General features: G+C 54.7%; 16 protein-coding genes and 1 other annotated feature (1 of these 17 cut by a window edge). Of the genes, 1 reads left to right on the top strand and 15 read right to left on the bottom strand.

The window, feature by feature from the left end; translation table 11 throughout:
• Positions 1-187 (bottom strand) — a binding site (T-box leader) (it extends 47 nt beyond the left edge of the window).
• A gap of 38 nt (positions 188-225) precedes the next feature.
• From dtd to secD, 6 genes are all read right to left on the bottom strand, one after another.
• The gene (gene dtd, locus M467_RS24955; RefSeq protein ID WP_021066906.1) at positions 226-669 is read right to left on the bottom strand and encodes a D-aminoacyl-tRNA deacylase; all 444 of its coding nucleotides are present in this window, start codon (positions 667-669) and stop codon (positions 226-228) included.
• Positions 670-685: 16 nt separating this feature from the next.
• The gene (locus M467_RS24950) at positions 686-2,875 is read right to left on the bottom strand and encodes a RelA/SpoT family protein (RefSeq protein ID WP_021066905.1); all 2,190 of its coding nucleotides are present in this window, start codon (positions 2,873-2,875) and stop codon (positions 686-688) included.
• 189 nt (positions 2,876-3,064) lie between these two features.
• The gene (locus M467_RS24945) at positions 3,065-3,583 is read right to left on the bottom strand and encodes an adenine phosphoribosyltransferase (RefSeq protein WP_021066904.1); all 519 of its coding nucleotides are present in this window, start codon (positions 3,581-3,583) and stop codon (positions 3,065-3,067) included.
• Between the two features lies 1 nt (position 3,584).
• Positions 3,585-5,876, bottom strand: a complete 2,292-nt coding sequence (gene recJ, locus M467_RS24940; RefSeq protein WP_021066903.1) for a single-stranded-DNA-specific exonuclease RecJ — start codon at positions 5,874-5,876, stop codon at positions 3,585-3,587.
• Between the two features lie 101 nt (positions 5,877-5,977).
• A complete protein-coding gene (secF, locus tag M467_RS31675) occupies positions 5,978-6,901 on the bottom strand; it encodes a protein translocase subunit SecF (protein ID WP_021066902.1) in 924 nt (307 codons plus the stop codon).
• The gene (secD, locus tag M467_RS31670) at positions 6,891-8,192 is read right to left on the bottom strand and encodes a protein translocase subunit SecD (protein ID WP_021066901.1); all 1,302 of its coding nucleotides are present in this window, start codon (positions 8,190-8,192) and stop codon (positions 6,891-6,893) included. The genes secF and secD overlap by 11 nt, the downstream gene beginning before the upstream one ends.
• A gap of 218 nt (positions 8,193-8,410) precedes the next feature.
• Between secD and zupT the strand changes: the two genes are divergently transcribed.
• A complete protein-coding gene (gene zupT / locus M467_RS24930) occupies positions 8,411-9,265 on the top strand; it encodes a zinc transporter ZupT (protein WP_021066900.1) in 855 nt (284 codons plus the stop codon).
• 40 nt (positions 9,266-9,305) lie between these two features.
• Here zupT and M467_RS24925 read toward each other — a convergent pair whose 3' ends face one another.
• The 9 genes from M467_RS24925 to M467_RS24885 form a co-directional block, all read right to left on the bottom strand.
• On the bottom strand, positions 9,306-11,066 hold the full coding sequence (locus M467_RS24925; RefSeq protein ID WP_021066899.1) for a methyl-accepting chemotaxis protein: 1,761 nt from the start codon (positions 11,064-11,066) through the stop codon (positions 9,306-9,308).
• A 186-nt stretch (positions 11,067-11,252) separates the two neighbouring features.
• Complete coding sequence (gene yajC / locus M467_RS24920) at positions 11,253-11,531, bottom strand: preprotein translocase subunit YajC (protein WP_021066898.1); 279 nt, start codon at positions 11,529-11,531, stop codon at positions 11,253-11,255.
• An 83-nt stretch (positions 11,532-11,614) separates the two neighbouring features.
• The gene (tgt, locus tag M467_RS24915) at positions 11,615-12,760 is read right to left on the bottom strand and encodes a tRNA guanosine(34) transglycosylase Tgt (protein ID WP_021066897.1); all 1,146 of its coding nucleotides are present in this window, start codon (positions 12,758-12,760) and stop codon (positions 11,615-11,617) included.
• Positions 12,757-13,800 carry a tRNA preQ1(34) S-adenosylmethionine ribosyltransferase-isomerase QueA gene (gene queA / locus M467_RS24910; protein WP_087576471.1) on the bottom strand — a complete coding sequence of 348 codons (1,044 nt, stop codon included), beginning with the start codon at positions 13,798-13,800 and terminating at the stop codon, positions 12,757-12,759. Before queA ends, tgt begins: the two co-directional genes overlap by 4 nt.
• 20 nt (positions 13,801-13,820) lie before the next feature.
• Positions 13,821-14,816, bottom strand: a complete 996-nt coding sequence (ruvB, locus tag M467_RS24905; RefSeq protein WP_021066895.1) for a Holliday junction branch migration DNA helicase RuvB — start codon at positions 14,814-14,816, stop codon at positions 13,821-13,823.
• A gap of 10 nt (positions 14,817-14,826) precedes the next feature.
• Positions 14,827-15,414 carry a Holliday junction branch migration protein RuvA gene (gene ruvA, locus M467_RS24900; RefSeq protein ID WP_021066894.1) on the bottom strand — a complete coding sequence of 196 codons (588 nt, stop codon included), beginning with the start codon at positions 15,412-15,414 and terminating at the stop codon, positions 14,827-14,829.
• Positions 15,415-15,497: 83 nt separating this feature from the next.
• Positions 15,498-16,577 carry a quinolinate synthase NadA gene (gene nadA, locus M467_RS24895; RefSeq protein ID WP_021066893.1) on the bottom strand — a complete coding sequence of 360 codons (1,080 nt, stop codon included), beginning with the start codon at positions 16,575-16,577 and terminating at the stop codon, positions 15,498-15,500.
• Positions 16,540-17,409 (bottom strand): carboxylating nicotinate-nucleotide diphosphorylase, encoded by an 870-nt coding sequence (nadC, locus tag M467_RS24890; protein ID WP_021066892.1) that lies wholly within the window; start codon positions 17,407-17,409, stop codon positions 16,540-16,542. The genes nadA and nadC overlap by 38 nt, the downstream gene beginning before the upstream one ends.
• Positions 17,363-18,796: an L-aspartate oxidase gene (locus M467_RS24885; RefSeq protein WP_021066891.1), complete on the bottom strand. Its 1,434-nt coding sequence runs from the start codon at positions 18,794-18,796 to the stop codon at positions 17,363-17,365. Before M467_RS24885 ends, nadC begins: the two co-directional genes overlap by 47 nt.
• Positions 18,797-18,823: the final 27 nt, after the last annotated feature.

The following is an 18,823-nucleotide window of genomic DNA, read 5'->3' as shown; positions in this document are numbered from 1 at the left end:
GCAGAGCCATAATCGATACTCTGCCACTCGAAATCGGTTAACGCCCGATGAAACGGCTCCCCCTACTCGAGTTCAAGGAAGCACCTCCAAAGTGTCGTTCGGGTCATCATCCAGTCGATGCTTTCAGCCTAGGCATCGCTCTCTTTGCTGGTGGGGTGACCGTACTTTTCTTTATCGTAGGTGTTAGGTTATATGGTTCATGATGCCGAATCACGCCTGCTTCTGTCAAGCGTTTTTTTCGAGCATGAGCGTGACCGGACCGTCATTGACGAGCGCGACATCCATCATCGCCCCGAACTTCCCGGTCTCGACGACGAGCCCGTGCGTCCGCAAACGCTCGTTGAATTTCTCGTAAAGGCGTTCGGCGATATCCGGCTTTGCTGCTTGCGTGAACGCGGGACGACGGCCTTTGAGCGTGTCCCCGTAAAGCGTGAACTGCGACACGGACAACACTTTGCCGGCGACGTCTTGAATCGATAAGTTCATCTTCTCGTCCGCGTCCTCGAAGACACGGAGTCCGGCCACCTTGTCGGCGAGCCAGTTTACTTCCGTCTCGGTGTCCTCGTGCGTCACCCCGACGAGGAGCAAATAACCGGCCTCGATTTGACCGATCGTCTCCTCATCGACGGTGACGGATGCTTCTTTTACTCGTTGCAACAATACACGCACAGAAATCTTCCTTTCGTCACGTCATCATGACTCGGCTGACCGAGTACACGTCCGAGATTTGCTTAATCCGGTCGACGACTTTTTGCAAATGGTTCACGTTCGGAATCGAGATCGTCATCGAGATACGGGCCTGTTTGTTCTGGTCCCCGCGTCCGCTCACCGCCACGATGTTCGTGTTCGTCGCCGAGACGGCTTGGAGCACGTCGTTCAACAAACCGGAACGGTCGTAGCCGGTGATCTCGATGTCGACGTTATAGTTCTTCTCCTTCGCCTGACCGACTTCCCACTCGACCGTGAGGAGTCGCTCCGGGTGCTGCTCATTGATGATGTTCAAGCAGTCCTTCCGGTGAATCGACACGCCGCGTCCACGTGTGATATACCCGACGATTTCATCGCCCGGCACTGGGTTACAGCAGCGGCTCATGCGGATCAGCATGTTGTCAATCCCTTTCACCGAGACGCCGGCCTCGGCCGTCTTCTTCTTCGGCGACTGACTGACTTTCAATTCGTTGATCGCGTCCGACAGCTCGAGTTTTGGCTCTTTGCGCTGCTTCTCCGTCAACTTGTGGGCGACTTGGGCGGCCGTGATGCCATGATAGCCGACCGCGGCGTACATCTCTTCCTCGTTCCCGAAGTTGAACTTCTCGACGACGACGGCGAGCGACTGGTCATCGATCACTTCTTTCGGCTCGAAGCCGAGCTTCTTAATCTCGACGTCGACGAGCTCTTTGCCTTTCTCGACGTTCTCTTCACGCTGTTGGCGCTTGAACCATTGGCGAATCTTGTTCTTCGCCTGGCTCGAGACGGCGAGCTTGAGCCAGTCCTTGCTCGGCCCATAGCTATGTTTCGACGTGATGATCTCGATGATGTCACCTGTCTCGAGTTTATGGTCGAGTGGCACCATCCGTCCGTTCACTTTCGCCCCCGTCATCCGGTGACCGATCTCGGTATGGATGCGATAGGCGTAATCGATCGGGACCGATCCTTTCGGCAACTCGAAGACGTCCCCTTTCGGTGTGAAGACGTAGAGCATATCGCTGAAGAAATCGACTTTGAGCGATTCCATGAACTCCTCAGCGTCGGTCGTATCTTTTTGTAGCTCTAAAATCTCGCGCAGATGGGCGATCTTTTCATCGAACCCGTTCGTCGCGACACTCTTTCCTTCTTTATAGGCCCAGTGCGCGGCAATCCCGAACTCGGCGATGAAGTGCATGTCCTTCGTACGGATTTGCACTTCGAGCGGCTCACCCTTCGGTCCGATCACCGTCGTGTGGAGCGACTGATACATGTTCGGTTTCGGCATGGCGATATAATCCTTGAACCGGCCCGGCATCGGCTTGTATTGCGTGTGGATGATGCCGAGGACGGCGTAGCAGTCGCGAATCGAATCGACGATGATGCGGACGGCCATCAAGTCATAAATCTCATTGAACTCTTTCTTATGCTTCACCATCTTGTTGTAAATCGAGTAGATGTGCTTCGGACGGCCGTTGACGTCGGCCTCGATGCTCACGTCCTCGAGGACGGTGTTCACTTCTGTGATGACCGAAGTGACGAGCGCTTCCCGCTCGGTCCGCTTCTGTTTCATCATCGAGACGATTTTATAGTATTGCTGCGGATTGATATAACGTAACGAAATATCCTCGAGCTCCCATTTGATCGTCGAGATCCCCATCCGGTGGGCGAGCGGCGCGAAAATCTCGAGCGTTTCTTCCGCTTTTTGAACTTGCTTCTCTTTCGGCATATGTTGAAGCGTCCGCATGTTATGCAGACGGTCGGCGAGTTTGATCAAGATGACACGTACGTCTTCAGCCATCGCGATAATCATCTTGCGGTGATTCTCGGCGAGCTCTTCTTTTTTCGATTTATATTTGATTTTACCGAGCTTCGTCACACCGTCGACGAGCATGGCCACCTCGACCCCAAACTCGTCAGCGAGTTGTTTGAGCGTGATGTCCGTGTCTTCAACGACATCATGAAGAAGCGCACCGATAATCGTCGTCGCGTCTAACCCGATATCAACGAGAATACCGGCCACTTGGACCGGATGCAGAATGTAGGGTTCGCCGGAACGTCGGAACTGACCGGTATGATGCAGTTTTGCGTATTCGTAAGCGCGTCTCACTTCGGCAATCTCGTCTTCACCCATATACTCCCCGAGCGCGTCGAGAAGGTCCTCAATACTTACGATTTGTTTTTTGGTCATAACATTCGACACCCTTTTTCTTACCGCTCCAATCGACTTGGACTCGTCGCAGCATGGTAGTAGTTAACGTGCATGAGTAATGTAATTTTACTTACTATTATCGAAAAAATCTGACGACCTGTCAAAGGTTGTGGGTTATTTTCCTCAAAAACTATTCAAAAACGGGAAGCTAATCGCTTCCCGTCTAGGTCAATCTTCGTAACGGATGAGTGAGAACACGTCGTATCCTTCGAGACGCTCACGTCCACCAAGTCCATCAAGTTCAATTAAGAATCCAATCCCCGCGACGACGCCGCCGAGTTGTTCAATCATTTTGATGGTCGCTTCAATCGTGCCGCCTGTTGCAAGCAAGTCATCCAAGATGACGACTTGTTGGCCCGGTTTGATTGAATCTTTGTGCATCGTCAAAATGTCTGTGCCGTATTCGAGGCCGTATGCGACGCGAACTGTCTCACGTGGCAACTTGCCTTCTTTACGGACCGGGACGAACCCGAGTTCAAGTGCGTACGCTGCCGGGCAACCGACGACGAATCCGCGTGCTTCCGGACCAGCGATGAGTTCAGCACCGCGCTCCTGAGCGTAAGCGATGAGCTCATCGACCGCTTTTTTGTAAGCCGGTCCGTCTTGCATGAGTGACGTGATGTCTTTGAAGCTGATTCCTTCTTTCGGGTAATCCGCTACTTCTTTAATATGCTGTTTGAAATCCATTTTATGTGTAAGCCTCCTGCATCTTGTTCGATCGCAATGATTGTAACCGCTCTTTCAGTTCTGCCAACGACGCATAGATGAAACGCTCCTCGAGTTGGACTCGTCCGACCCGACGCTTATAACACGGCGCTTCGGTCAAATCGCGTTTCGGCGCTTCTGGATTCACTCCAGGCAGTCCGTCTTCCATTGTAACAAGAAATTCGAGTTCAGAGAATACTTGATGCATAAATTGAATCGTATTTTTTGACCATTTTCGCTCGATTGACAATCGAATCAAGTTTTCGCGCAGGTTTTTCCGTTCGCACGTCGCCATATGGACGTAGTATGTTCGGAAATCTTCCCGCGTCGGCAACTTCTCGAAGAACGAGCCGCCTTGTCCGAACGCACAGTAGATGCGCTCGACGTCCTCGGTCAACAAATCTGCCAATACGTCTTCCTCATCCGGCAAATCGAGCAAAACGACGAACGGCTTGAGCGGCGTATCGAGGTCGTGGAGCGGGAAGTCGTCCCGCCCTTGGAACGAGATGAACGACGTCATGTCGCCTGGGAGCTGTTTCAATTCGTCGAGCGAATTTTTCTTGCCCCGATAATCGAACACTTGGAACCCGTCGACACGGATGTCTTGAATCATGAGCTGCGGCTTGCGCATCCCGTTCCATTCATTCACTTGCAAACTGCCCATGACCGAGACGTGGGCCATCTTCGAGATTTCAGAGACGACGTGACCGAAACCGAAGCCGATGCCATCAAGTTCTCGCTTGTCCCCGGCGAGCTGAACCTTCAAATGGGTGTTGTCGCGCCCGATTTGACGGATGTCGCGAAGTCTAGCGTCTGCCACGACGACACGCGGTGACGGATTACCCATCCCGAACGGGGCGAGCTTGCCAATCTCTGAAATCAAGTCGAGCGACACATCGTTCACGTCGAGCTTCAAGTCGACGTTGACGCGGGCGACGAACGTCTCGTCCGGAATCGACTCGGCTTGTTCGTTCAGACGACGGCGCAGTTCGGCCACGTTTTCCGATAACAGCGTCATCCCGGCTGCGGCCGGGTGGCCACCGAAGTGCGGCAAGATGTCTTCGTTCTTCGATAGTTCTTTGAACAAGTCGAAACCGTCAATCGACCGGCCGGACCCTTTCGCCTTCCCTGTCTTTGGGTCATGGCACAAGAGGATGACCGGACGATAGTAAGCCTCGACGAGACGTGAGGCGACAATCCCGACGACGCCTGGGTTCCAGCGTTCACTGGCGACGACGAGGACGCGGTCGTCCGTCATCGAGGCTTCGACGAGTTCCGTCGCTTCTTTGGCGATCGTCTTGACGATGTCTTGGCGTTCTTTATTCTGTTTGTCGAGCTGTTGTGCCAGTGCGAGCGCTTCTTCCTCGCTCTCGGCGAGCAACATCTGGAGCGCCGGCATCGCCGAGTCGAGACGACCAGCGGCGTTGATGCGCGGACCGAACGCGAACCCGACCGATTCCTCGTTCAATGTCCCGTCCGTCAACGCACACACTTCACGGAGCGCCAAAATACCCGGGCGTTTCGAATCATCGAGCGCCTTGAGTCCCAGCTTGGCGAGCAGACGGTTCTCCCCATCGAGCGGGACGAGATCGGCGATCGTGCCGAGGACGGCCAAGTCGAGAAGCTCGTCCGGCATCCGGTCGAGCACGGCGTGCGCCACTTTGAGGGCGACGCCTGCACCGGCGAGTTTGTCATACGGATACGACGGGTCGATATGAGGATGGATGATAGCGAATGCATCCGGTAACGTCTCTTTCGGTTCGTGGTGATCGGTGATGATCAAATCGACACCGAGCTCTTTCAAGAGCGCCGCTTCTTCAATCCCCGAGATGCCGCAGTCGACCGTGATGATGAGGGTGAACCCTTCACCGGCGGCCCAGCTGAACGCCTCTTTGTTCGGTCCGTAGCCTTCGGTGAACCGGTTCGGGATATAGCATTCCGCCATGACGCCAATCTCGGTCAAGGCGTGCCACATGACGGCCGATGCGCTGACGCCATCGACGTCATAGTCGCCATAGATGAGCACCATCTCGCCTTCGTCAGCCGCCCGTTTCAAGCGTTCGACGACTTTTGGCATCTGTTCAAATAAAAACGGGTCGTGGAACGTCAATTCATCCTCGACGTATAAAAACGCCTTGGCCGCCTCGACGTCGCGGTGCCCCCGTTGTGTGAGGAGCGTCGCGAGTTGCTCCGATATATTCAATTCTGTCTGTAACAGTTCAACAGCCGTTGTATCCGTCTCCGGATACACCCAACGTTTCTTCGCATGATACATAATGCCTCACTCCAATCAATTGTAGATTATATCAGAACGAGCGAGTGAAGTGCCGTCTTGACATTCAAAAAGGTCCCCCGATTAATTCGGGAGACCAGTGGTTACGCCTCTGGGGCAGCTGATTTCTTTTTGTTGAGCGACATGCCTTTGATGAGCAACCAAAGGTATGAGGCGATGAAGATTGACGAGTACATCCCCATGACGAGACCGATTAAGAGCGCGAGCGCAAAGCTTTGAATCGATTCGGCTCCAAAGATATAGAGCGCCACGACCGTAAAAATAACGGTGATCACAGTGTTAATGGACCGGACAATCGTCTCTTGAATCGCTTTGTTCACAAGCGAGCGGTACTCATCCATCGTCTTGATTTTCCGTTCTTTCTCGTATGCCTGTATGTTCTCACGCACCCGGTCGAACGTAACAATCGTATCGTTAACCGAATATCCGATAATCGTCAAGATGGCGGCGACGAAGTACAAGTTGACCTCGATGCCAAAGATTGAGAACGCCACGAGCATGAAGAACGCATCGTGGAGCATGGCGACGACGGTGGCAACACCGTAAGAGAATTGGAAGCGGAACGTGATATACAAGATAATCCCGAGCGATGCGAGTGCCACGGCGTAAATCGCGTTACGGGCGATATCTCGGCCGACTTCGGCTGAGACGGTGCTGATGTTCGGATCGTTCCCAAACGTCTCCGTGAATACGGTCTTCACCGACGCGACTTCATCTTGGGTAAGTTGCCCGACGAACGTCACGTTCGCGAGTGTCCCGCCTTGTGCATATTGGACAGAAGAAATATCTTCGTCCACGCCTGCCTCGTTGAAGGCGGCTGCTAACTCGTCTTGCGACACTTGTGACTCGGTCTGGACTTCGACTCGTGTACCTGACGCAAAGTCGATCCCGAGGTTCAAACCGCGGAAGAACAAAATTTTTTTTTTCAAGCAGAAGACGGCATACGAGATGAGGAACATCGTGCGCATCGGTTTAATATAGTTTAATTCAGTGAGCTTAAAGTTCACGGATTTCACTCTCCTTCACACCAAACCAGCCTTTACGCTTGTCAAAGAAACGACTCGCGACGAGGAGGTGCATCAAATAACGCGAGATGAAAACGTTCGAGATGAACGTCATCGCGATCGAGATCATGAGCATGAGCGCGAACCCTTTGACGGAACTCGTTCCGAAGTAGAACAGGACCGCTGCCGAAATGAGCGTCGTCAAGTTGGCATCGATGATCGTACTGAGCGAGCGACGGTTACCGGCACGGAACGCCGATAGGACCGACTTCCCGGAACGAAGCTCGTCTTTAATCCGCTCAGCTGTGATAATGTTCGCATCGACCGCCATACCGACACCGAGAACGAGACCGGCGATACCAGGCAACGTCAAGACGGCGTTAATCCCGTTAAAGAACAACATAATCAAATTGATATACAAAATGAGTGTGATGATCGAGACGAGACCGGGTAAACGATAGAAGAACAACATGAACAAGAAGATAGCGACGACACCGATGACCGAAGCGAACACGGTCTTCTCAAGTGCATCTTGACCGAATTGGGCCGAGACCGACGTCGAGTAAATCTCTTCAAGTTTGACCGGGAGTGCCCCGGCGTTCAAGATGTCAGCGAGACGTTGACCACTCTCGGCGTCGATATCCCCACCGGAGATGATGGCTTTATCCGAAAGAATCGGTCCGTTGACCGAAGCGTCCGAGACGATTTTCGAGTTCTCTTTTTGAATCTCTTCTTCGTACGAGTCACCTTCCTCATAATCGAGCCAGATGACAAGGCGGTTTTCCGGTGCCGGGCGCTGAGCGATCTCAGACGTCACTTCACCGAACTGTTCTGCCGATTGGAGCGTCAATTCAACGACCGGGTTGCCTTGCTGATCGTAGCTGATTGAGGCACCGCGCGGCGCGAGATCTTTTCCGTCGAGCAGGACGTTGTCATCGATGTCGCGGAACGTAAGCTGCGCCGTCGACGAGAGCACTTCTCGGGCATCGTTTTGGTTCGATACACCCGCGAGTTGGACACGGATCCGGTTATCATCCTCAATCCGAATGTCCGGTTCAGACACACCGAGCACGTTGACCCGGTTGTTGATAGCGCGAACGGTTGCATTCATCGCAGATTGATCGATGACATCGCCGTCTTCAAGCGGCTGGACTTCGTACAGCACTTCAAATCCGCCTTTGAGGTCAAGGCCAAGGTTCGTGTTCTTCACGACCCATGGTGTCGTCAAGACGGCGAGTAGGATCGTTGCAATCATGATGACCGCAAAGATCGCGATATTCCCTTTTTTGTACATACGACAAATTCCTTTCTAAACACATGTTCTCGTAAAAAAACTTCTCTCGTTAACATTACAAATATTCTAAACATTTATCAATCGTTTTCCTAAAATTGTAACACGGGAGCGTTGATTTCCCACGCTTTTTTGCGTATGCGACTAAAAGTTGCATTAGGGCAAAACTTGAGATATGATGTGATTATCAACTTACACTACACGTAAAGGAGTCCTTTTCAATGGATAGCACGATTATCTATGCCTTTTTACTGACGTTGTTCGCTGGACTCGCGACGGGGATCGGAAGTATGATCGCCTTCTTCGCCAAACGGACCAACACAGCCTTCTTGTCGGTGTCCCTTGGCTTCTCAGGCGGGGTCATGATTTACGTATCCTTTATCGAGATTTTCCCAAAAGCGCTCGATGAACTCGTCGGCGCCCATGGCGAGCAGACCGGGACACTTTATACGGTCCTCGCGTTCTTCGGCGGTATGCTGTTGATCGCCTTGATCGACAAGTTCATCCCGTCTCCCGAGAACCCGCATGAAGTCAAATTCGTCGAGACGATGCAAAACGACCCGTCGTCCCAAGAACTCGCGACGACGGCGACCGAACGCGTCCCATTGAATCACGAGACGAAACAGCGGCTTCATAAGATGGGAATCTTCATGGCACTCGCCATCACCATCCATAACTTCCCGGAAGGTTTGGCCACGTTCATCTCGGCTCTCGATGACCCGGCCGTCGGTTTAGCGATCGCCATCGCTATCGCACTGCACAACATTCCGGAAGGGATCGCCGTCTCGGTCCCGATTTACTACGCGACCGGCTCTCGGAAGAAGGCGCTGAAACTGTCCTTCTTATCCGGACTCGCCGAACCTCTCGGCGCGGCCGTCGGCTTCCTGTTGTTGATGCCGTTCTTGAGCGACACGGTGTTCGGAATCATCTTCGCGGCTGTCGGCGGCATCATGGTGTTCATCTCGCTTGATGAATTGCTCCCAGCCGCCCGTGAATACGGACGGGCCCACCATGCGGTGTACGGCATGGTCGCCGGTATGATGGTCATGGCAGCCAGCCTGATTTTGTTAATGTAACCGAAACAGCGTCCCCTCGATTGTCGAGGAGACGCTGTTTTTATGCCTTGAATAAGTGGACGAGGTCTTTCAACTCGACCGACATATGACTCATCGTCTCGGCGATGCCGTTGATTTCTTGAATCGCGGCGAGTTGCTCTTCGACGTTCGCGCCCGCCTCTTCGACGCTTCGTTGCGTTGAGACGGCGTTCGTTGACATATCTTCGACCGAGACGGCGACCTCGGTCGTGTTCGCACTTACTTCTTCTGTCGCTGCCGCAATCTCACTCATTTGACGGGACGTCTCTTGAATGACGGTGACGATTTCACGGAACGCACCGGCGACTTCGCCCATTTGGATCACACCGCTTGTCACATGCTGGCTCGTGACATCGAACGCCGCCTCGACTTCCGACGTGTCGCGCTGAATATCGACGACGACCGCTTGAATCTGTTTTGCCGACTGTTTCGATTCTTCGGCCAGTTTTCTGACCTCGGCCGCGACGACGGCAAACCCTTTGCCGTGTTCCCCGGCCCGAGCCGCTTCAATCGCCGCGTTCAAGGCGAGCAGGTTCGTCTGTTCCGTGATGGCCGTGATGGAACGAGTGATTTTCTCAATCTCGAGCGATTGATTCGATAAGCGCTCGACCATCTGTTGCGTCAAGTCGTTCGCTTGTTGAATCTCCCGCATCTGCTGCTCGGCCAACTGAATTGTCTCCAGTCCCCCACTCGCCGCTTCGAGTGTATGAATCGTCTGCTCGTTCACGCCTTGCGAGGCAGCGGCGATTTGGTTCAAGCCGACGACGGCTTGATTGACGCCGGACGTCCCTTCTTCGGCCCGTTTCGCCGACACTTGGGCGGCAAGGTTCATCTGTTCAAATAGACCGGCTACACCTTGCGTCGTCGTGGCGACGTGGTCCGTGCTGGCATACAGTTCTTCCGAGTAGGCCGTCACTTTGTCTGAGGCCGCCCCGACTTGACGAATCAAGCCGACAAGGTTGCGTTTCATATCGTTGAACGCCGTGACGAGGTCACCGAGCTCATCGTTCGAACCGACCTCGATATCACCCCCGGTCAAATCACCTTCGGCGACGACGCGCGCTTCGTTCACGAGTCGATTGATCGGCTTCAAGAACAACTTTTGGAGTGCTACTAATGAAAGTAGACCGACAGCGACGCCGATGATGCTGATGACAACCATCCAGATGATCGACTGCCCGGCACTCGCCTGGACCGCTTCCGACTCAGCTGCGAGCGCTTCGCCTTGATACGTGACGAGGTCGGTCACCGTCATCCGGACGCGATCCGTCGTCGGTGTCACGCTCGTATTGAGCACCGTCTTGTATCCGATCTCGTCTTGTTGTTGACGGAGGTCGATGACGCGCGCCATCTCCGTGTCGAGATGTTGATTGAACTTCTCAAGATCACCGATCCAGGCGATGACTTTCGAATCTGACGACGACTGCTTGAGCGTATCCATCAGTTCGTCACGTTTTGTCTGCGCCGCTTCGAGACTAATCAGTGTCTTCGGGTTCGAGACGAGCAGATAGTAGTTCAAATAACGCTCGGCATCGGTCACGGTCAACGCCAAATCTTCGGCGACGAGCATATCTTGGAGCCGCTCGTTCAAGACGCGGTCATACTCTGACGTCGCATTCTGTAATTGATACGAGCCGAGCGCACCGACGATCAATAAGGCGATCAGTGTCGGCACGAGCGCCATCGCCATCTTACGGCGCATCGACGAGCGTCCTTTCACGCGGTCAGGGCGACGTCGTACCTTCCAATTTTTGAGTGGGCGTAGCAATCGTTTCACATCCATGTCTTCTTCTCCTTCTTTCCAATTCTTCTCAACTTGACGATAATGCAAACGTTTTCACGATTCAATTTGATTTTTGGAAATAAGGTGGATGATTCGTCGGATTGACGAAGTTTGTCAAAAATAAATCATTTTTCAAAGTATGACAAAAAAAAGACGCCTGACCAGGGATGGTCAGGCGTGGTTTGGTTACTCAGCGAATGATGAGTTGCCTTTTTTCGTCACTTCAGCAATCGCACTGCGATTGAACTTGAGGAGTGACTGGTCACATTTCAATGTGACTTGTGTGTCTTCGATTTGGTGGACGACGCCGTGAAGGCCGCCGATTGTTACGACGTGATCCCCACGCTCAAGCGCGTTTTGCATCGATTGTACTTCCTTCTGACGTTTCGTCTGCGGACGGATCAACAAGAAGTAGAACACGACGAAAATAAGGATCATCGGTAATAGTGCTACGAGAGTTTCCATGCGTAAAATTCACCCTTTCCTTCAATATCAGGTTCATTATACCGTGAAACTGAAACGTTGTCACATAATCGCTGTCAGAACAATTAGAAATTCTTGGCGTTTGGTTTGTTATACCCATATTCTTCGAAAAACTCTTCCTTGAAGTCCAAGAGACGGTCTTCGCGGATGGCTTGACGTACTTGACTCATCAAGTTCACGAGGAAGTGAAGGTTGTGTGTCGAGCAGAGGTGAAGCCCGAACATCTCGTCGGCACGAATCAAGTGGTGGACGTACGCACGTGAATAGTTCTTACACGTGTAGCAGTCGCACTTCTCGTCGATTGGGCCGAAGTCCGTCTTATGTTTCGCATGTTTGATCGTGACACGGCCTTTCGATGTCATGAGCGTCCCGTTGCGGGCGATTCGGGTCGGCAAGACGCAGTCGAACATGTCGATGCCGCGAATCGAGCCTTCAATCAACGCATCCGGTGAACCGACGCCCATCAAGTAGCGCGGCTTGTTCTCCGGCATGAACGGTGTCGTGAACTCGAGCGCGCGGTACATGACATCTTTCGGTTCGCCGACCGATAATCCACCGACGGCATAACCTGGGAAATCAAGCGAGACGAGGTCGGCCGCACTTTGACGACGGAGATCTTCGTACTCGCCGCCTTGGATGATACCGAACAATGCCTGGTCTTCCGGACGTTCGTGTGCCGCGAGGCAACGCTCAGCCCAACGGCTCGTCCGCTCGACCGATTTCTTCATGTACTCATGTGTCGCCGGGAACGGCGGGCACTCGTCGAACGCCATCATGATATCCGAACCGAGCGCGTTTTGAATCTCCATCGCTTTCTCCGGTGACAAGAACAACTTGTCGCCGTTCAAGTGGTTGCGGAAATGGACGCCTTCTTCTTGGATGTTGCGCAGATCGGCGAGCGAGAAGACCTGGAAGCCGCCCGAGTCCGTCAAAATCGCGCCGTCCCAGTTCATGAACTTATGAAGGCCACCAGCTTGTTTGACGACTTCGTGTCCTGGGCGAATCCAAAGGTGATACGTGTTCGAGAGGATGATGTTCGCTCCCATCGCCTTGACTTGTTCCGGGGCCATCGTCTTGACGGTCGCCTGCGTGCCGACCGGCATGAAGACAGGTGTCTCGAACGAGCCGTGCGGCGTATGGACGATTCCGTGCCGCGCTCCCGTCTGTTTACATGTGTGGATATGTTCGTATGTGACTGCGTGTTTGGTCATTTGTTCTCTTCCTTCCTCGTGATGAGCATCGCGTCTCCAAAGCTGAAGAAGCGGTAACGTTCTTGTACCGCCGTGCGGTACGCGTTCAAGATGATGTCGCGCGACGCGAACGCCGAGACGAGCATGACGAGTGTCGACTTCGGCAGATGGAAGTTCGTGATCAGTCCATCAATCGCCTTCAACTCGACGCCTGGGTAGATAAAGATGTCCGTCCAGCCCGATGACTCGACGAAATCCCCATGGTCGCGCACGATTGTCTCGAGCGTCCGGGTCGATGTCGTCCCAACTGCGAAGACGCGTCCGTTATTTGCACGGATGTCACGGAGTGCCTCGGCCGAAGCGGCCGACAGCTCGAAATACTCACTGTGCATCGTGTGTTCTTCAATCGTATCCGCCGTGACGGGACGGAACGTACCGAGCCCGACGTGGAGCGTGAGCGGAATCAACTTGACGCCTTTCGCCTCTGCCGCTGCGAGCAGTTCTTCCGTGAAGTGAAGACCTGCCGTCGGTGCGGCCGCACTCCCGCGTTCACGGGCGTACACCGTCTGATAACGGTCTTGGTCGTCGAGCTGTTCACGGATGTAGGGCGGGAGCGGCATCGTGCCGAGCTCATCTAAAATCTCATAGAAGATACCGTCGTAATCGAACTTGAAGCGGCGTCCCCCTTCCGGCAGCTCTTCGACACATTCGGCCCGGAGCAATCCGTTGCCGAACTCGACGATGGCGCCGACGCGGACTTTTTTCGCCGGTTTGACGAGCGCTTCCCAGACATCATCTTCCGTCTGCTTCAAAAGAAGAAGCTCGACTTTCCCGCCCGTCTCTTGCTTCGCCCCGAACAGTCGAGCCGGGAGCACGCGCGAGTCGTTGACGACGAGGGCATCGCCTGCCTGTAAATAGTCGAGCACGTCGCGGAAGTGGCGATGCTCGATGTCGCCCGTGTCGCGGTCGAGGACGAGCAGTCGTGAGCTCGTCCGATCGAGGAGCGGTACTTGGGCGATCAGTTCTTCCGGTAAGTCAAAATCATAATCGTTTACGTTCAATTGAATGTCTTGCATATCGTTTACTCCTCTTCATAGCCAAAATGCGTCTTTGCGTACTGGGTGATCATGCGGCCGCGCGGCGTCCGTTGCAGGAAACCTTGCTGCAACAAATACGGCTCATACACGTCCTCAATCGTCTGGGCATCTTCCCCGATCGTCGCGGCAAGCGTCTCGAGTCCGACCGGTCCACCGCCGAACCGTTCAACCATCGCCCGTAAGAGCCGGTGGTCGACTTCGTCGAGCCCGAGGGCGTCGACGTGTAACCGGTCGAGTGCGTCTGAGGCAAGCACCGGATCGATTTCTTTCGTTCCTGCTACTTGGGCGAAATCACGAACCCGGCGTAACAGCCGGTTGGCAATCCGCGGCGTGCCGCGTGCACGTTTCGCGATGGCACCGCTCGCCTCTGGTGAAATCGACAGGCGGAACAGTTGGGCCGTCCGACTGACGATGGCGGCGAGCTCATGCGTCTCGTAGTATTCGAGCTTTAACGTGACACCAAAGCGGTCACGGAGCGGGGCCGACAACATGCCGGCCCGCGTCGTCGCGCCGACGAGCGTGAACGGTGGCAAGTCGATGCGGACGCTTCGCGCCATCTCGCCTTGTCCGTAAACGATGTCGAGACAGTAGTCCTCCATCGCCGGATAGAGGATCTCTTCAATCGTGCGGCTCAAGCGATGAATCTCATCGATGAACAGAACATCGCCCGGTTCGAGGGTCGAGAGGATTGCGGCGAGGTCACCCGGACGTTCGATGGCCGGGCCGGCCGTCGTCTTGATGCCGACACCCATCTCGTTGGCGATAATTTGGGCGAGTGTCGTCTTTCCGAGTCCCGGGGGACCGTATAGGAGGACGTGGTCGAGTGTTTCGCTGCGGAGCTTCGCGGCTTGGATGAAGATCGACAAGTTTCCTTTCGCCTTCTCCTGTCCGATATATTGCTCGAACTTTTGCGGACGCAAGCTCCACTCTTCAGAGTCTTCATATTGTTGATGGGATTGTGACAACAATCGTTCGTCCATGGTCTCCTCCTTATTTCAATAGCAATTGCAGGGCGCGCTTTATGTAAGCGTCTGTCGTCAATATTTCTGAATTCAGTTCCTTGCGGACACGAGTGATCTCACGCTCTGAGTAACCGAGCGCAACGAGCGCTTCGCACGCCTCGTCTAGTTCGGACGCGCCTTGGGCGAACAGTCCGGTGTTCGGTACATAATCCGGGGCGAGCTCGGACAGCTTGCCTTTCAAGTCGAGCGCCATCTGTTTCGCCGTCTTCTTGCCGACACCTGGGAACTTCATCAAATACTTCTCGTTCTCAGTCTCGATTGCGTCGATGAGCGCATCCATATCGCCCGAGGCGACGATCGCGAGTGCGCCTTTCGGTCCGATCCCGTTGACGCCGAGCAATTTATTGAACAGTTCGCGTTCGCGACGTGAACGGAAACCGTACAGCGTCTGTTGATCTTCGCGCACGTAATGGTGCGTAAATACGATTACATGTTCGTCTTGTTCACGATAAAAAAACGGGTTAGGCACATGTACTTTGTAGCCGACGCCCGAAACATCCAACGTTATATATTCCGCGCACACATAGGCGACGGAGCCTTTTACGAATTCAATCACGGTCATATCTCCTCTTCATAGGAAAACTGCATTCATTGTACCATAACCGTCGCCACGAAAAAAGGACAGGCGATTGCCTGTCCTTAGCGTGCGAGCATCCGCTCGAGGGCGAGTGTCGCCCACTTTGTCGTCTCTTGATCGACGCGAATAATATTGACGGGATCGGTCTCGAGTGACTCGAGCGCCCAGAGCAAATGAGGCAAATCGATTCGGTTCATCGTCAAGCACGGGCACATGTACGGGTTGAGCGAATTGATGTCGAGCTCAGGGTGCGTCGCCGCAAGTCGATTGACCAAGTTCATCTCGGTGCCGACGGCCCACTTCGTCCCCGGCGCGCTCGCCTCGATCTGGTCGATGATATATGACGTCGACCCGGCCTCGTCCGCTGCCTGCACGACATCGAACGTGCACTCGGGATGGACGATGATGCGTCGCTCCGGGTCGTTCTTCCGTAACGCCTCGATTTGGGCGACATTGAACTTCTCATGGACCGAGCAATGCCCTTTCCATAGAATGACGCGGACGTCCTCAATATCGCCTTCATAGACGAGTCGTTCCCGGAGCGGGTCCCAGACGGCCATCGCCTCGAGCGGCACGCCCAAGTCATATGCTGTGTTGCGTCCGAGATGCTGGTCCGGCAAGAACAAGATCCGTTCGCCCGCTTCGAGTGCCCAGCGCACGATGTCATGGGCGTTCGACGACGTGACCGTCGCCCCGCCATGCTTGCCGACGAATGCCTTGATGGCCGCTGTCGAGTTGACGTATGTGATCGGGACGATACTGTCGCCGAACGTGTCCGTCAATTCTTCCCATGCGATTTCTGTTTGATCGATATCAGCCATGTCGGCCATCGAACACCCGGCCCGCATATCCGGCAAGATGACGAGCTGGTCGTCACGCGTCAACATGTCAGCCGTCTCGGCCATGAAGTGGACGCCGCAAAAGACGATGAATTCGGCCTCGTTCATCTGTTCGGCGAGCCGTGCGAGCTGGAGCGAATCTCCGGTCGCGTCCGCGAACTGGACGACCTCGTCCTTTTGATAATGGTGGGCCGGTAAAAACAGGCGGCTGCCGAGCCGTGCTTTAATGGCTTCAATCCGTTGTTCCATCTGTTCAACCGTCAAGTCAGCGTATAGCGCTGGCATCGTTCCGAGTAACTGCATGTTTGATTCCTCCTACGAGATTTAAACTACAATCGAGCGCCGTCACCGAATGGGTCAACTGCCCGATTGAGATGACGTCGACGCCCGTACCGCGATACGAGGCGATCGTCTCGACCGTGATGCCGCCTGACGCTTCCGTCTTGATATGACTTGGGACGAGCGCACGCCACGCCTTCAGTTCTTCTGGCGTCCGGTTGTCGAACATGATGATGTCGGCGTCCGCCGCAATCGCCTCATGCAACTGTTCGAGCGTCTCGACCTCGACTTCAATCGGCGTCGTGTGGCCGGCAAGCATCCGGGCCCGGGCGACCGCGTTCGTGATCCCACCGAGTGCCGTGATGTGGTTGTCTTTAATCATGACGGCATCGTCGAGCCGGAGCCGGTGGTTCTTCCCACCACCCGAACGGACGGCATGCTTCTCGAGCATGCGGAGTCCAGGTGTCGTCTTCCGCGTGTCCGTGACGGCAATCGTCGGGTCATTGAGCTGTTCGACGCAGCGCCGCGTCATCGTGGCGATCCCGCTCAAATGTTGGATAAGGTTCAATAACACCCGTTCCGTCTCGAGGAGCGTCCGTGTCTTGCCCCGCAACGTGAACAGTTCATCTCCAGTTGAGACAACCGTGCCGTCCGGTTGGCATGACTCGACGACGAGCCGTTGCATCTGGGCCAGCTCCAGGACGACATCCATGCCACAGAACACCCCATCCATTTTGGCGGTGACCGTGGCGAATGACGTCTCGCGCTGATCAATCAGTCCGCTCGAGATATCGCCAAAGCCGATGTCCTCATGTAGAAATGCCGTCAGCTGTTCGCGCAAAGCGATCTTGTTCATAACCATCCTCCGTCCTCATCATGGCACGAGCCAAAAGCCGTGCCGCTTCTATACTCAATGTCTGTTCACTTAATTGTCTTGTCACGTGTTTCGTTCGTGGCAGTTGTTGGGTATTTTCTAAGAAACTTACGATTTTGCCGAGTTGCGGCGAGATTGTCAGCCATTCCCCAATCTGTTGCCGATAGCGGCCGAACAGATCATCTGAAACCTCAAATACGGTCGTCTCGTTCACCGTGAACGGCTTCTCCTCCAAAGTCATCGTCGCCGCCACCCGCTTCCCGAACACCCAGCATTCAAGTAACGAGTTTGACGCGAGTCGATTCTTCCCATGGACGCCCGTATCGGCGACCTCCCCGACCGCATATAGTCCCGCTACCTTGGTTCGTCCATAGGCGTCGACGTCGACACCGCCCATGTGGAAATGTAGTCCCGGCCGGACCGGGATGCGCCGGATGTCGATGCCGTGCGCGTCACATGTCGCCACCAGTTTCGGGAACCGCTCATCGAGCCGTTCGACACGACTCGTATCCAAGTACACCGGTCCGACATGGTTCGTGAGCGTTCGTGCGACCTCATCCCTCGGGGCGAGGCTACCGAGCGGGTGTTGTCCCATCACATGGTTCCCGGACGTATCGACGAGCGTGGCTCCCGCCCCGCGTAGCGCTTCGGTCACGAGATGGGGTGAATCGACTGCGAGTAGCGTCGGATGAAACTGAATCCGAGACAAGTTCGTGAGCCGAGCCCCGACCGATTCTGCCAAGACGAGCCCGTCTCCTGTGACCGAGCGACAGTTCGACGTCCAGTCAATCAGTCCGCCGATGCCACCGGTCGCGAGGACGACGGCCCCGGCCTGAACGTGGAGGCGTGTCTCACCGTTGAAACCGGTCGCCCCGCTCACACGGCCATCGCTTTTCGTCAACGTATCGATCAGGACATGCTCCATGACGGTCACATTGTCAGGCAGTTGACGCCGCAGCGTCGCCATCACGTGCCGTCCCGTCTCATCGCCACCGGCGTGAAAGATTCGATTCATGCCATGGGCACCTTCCCGACCGACCGCGTAGCCAGTCGCGTCGCGATCGAAGACGACGCCGAACCGCTCCAGCTCTTGAATCGCCGTCCGCCCTTCCTCGACGAGTGTATAAACACGGTCGGGCACGGCCGCAAGTTTCGAGGCGACGAGCGTATCCCGCTCATGGTCGACGCTCGACGGTTCCAAGTACGAGCTCGCGATTCCGCCTTGAGCCAAGTCCGAGTTCGCACTCGTCACTTCATGCTTGGCGACGAGCAGGACGTTCAACGTCCGGGGCAGATGGAGGGCGACCGTCACAGCGGCCAAACCGGCCCCGATAATCAACACATCGACCCGTTCAAACTGTAAAGACATCTGTATATCACCTGTTTTTCATATGTA

Origin of the sequence: Exiguobacterium chiriqhucha RW-2, assembly GCF_000416965.1 — a bacterium.
Taxonomy (GTDB): domain Bacteria; phylum Bacillota; class Bacilli; order Exiguobacteriales; family Exiguobacteriaceae; genus Exiguobacterium; species Exiguobacterium chiriqhucha.
The sequence above is the reverse complement of the archived record's forward strand: the minus strand, read 5'-3'. Positions and strand labels throughout refer to the sequence as shown.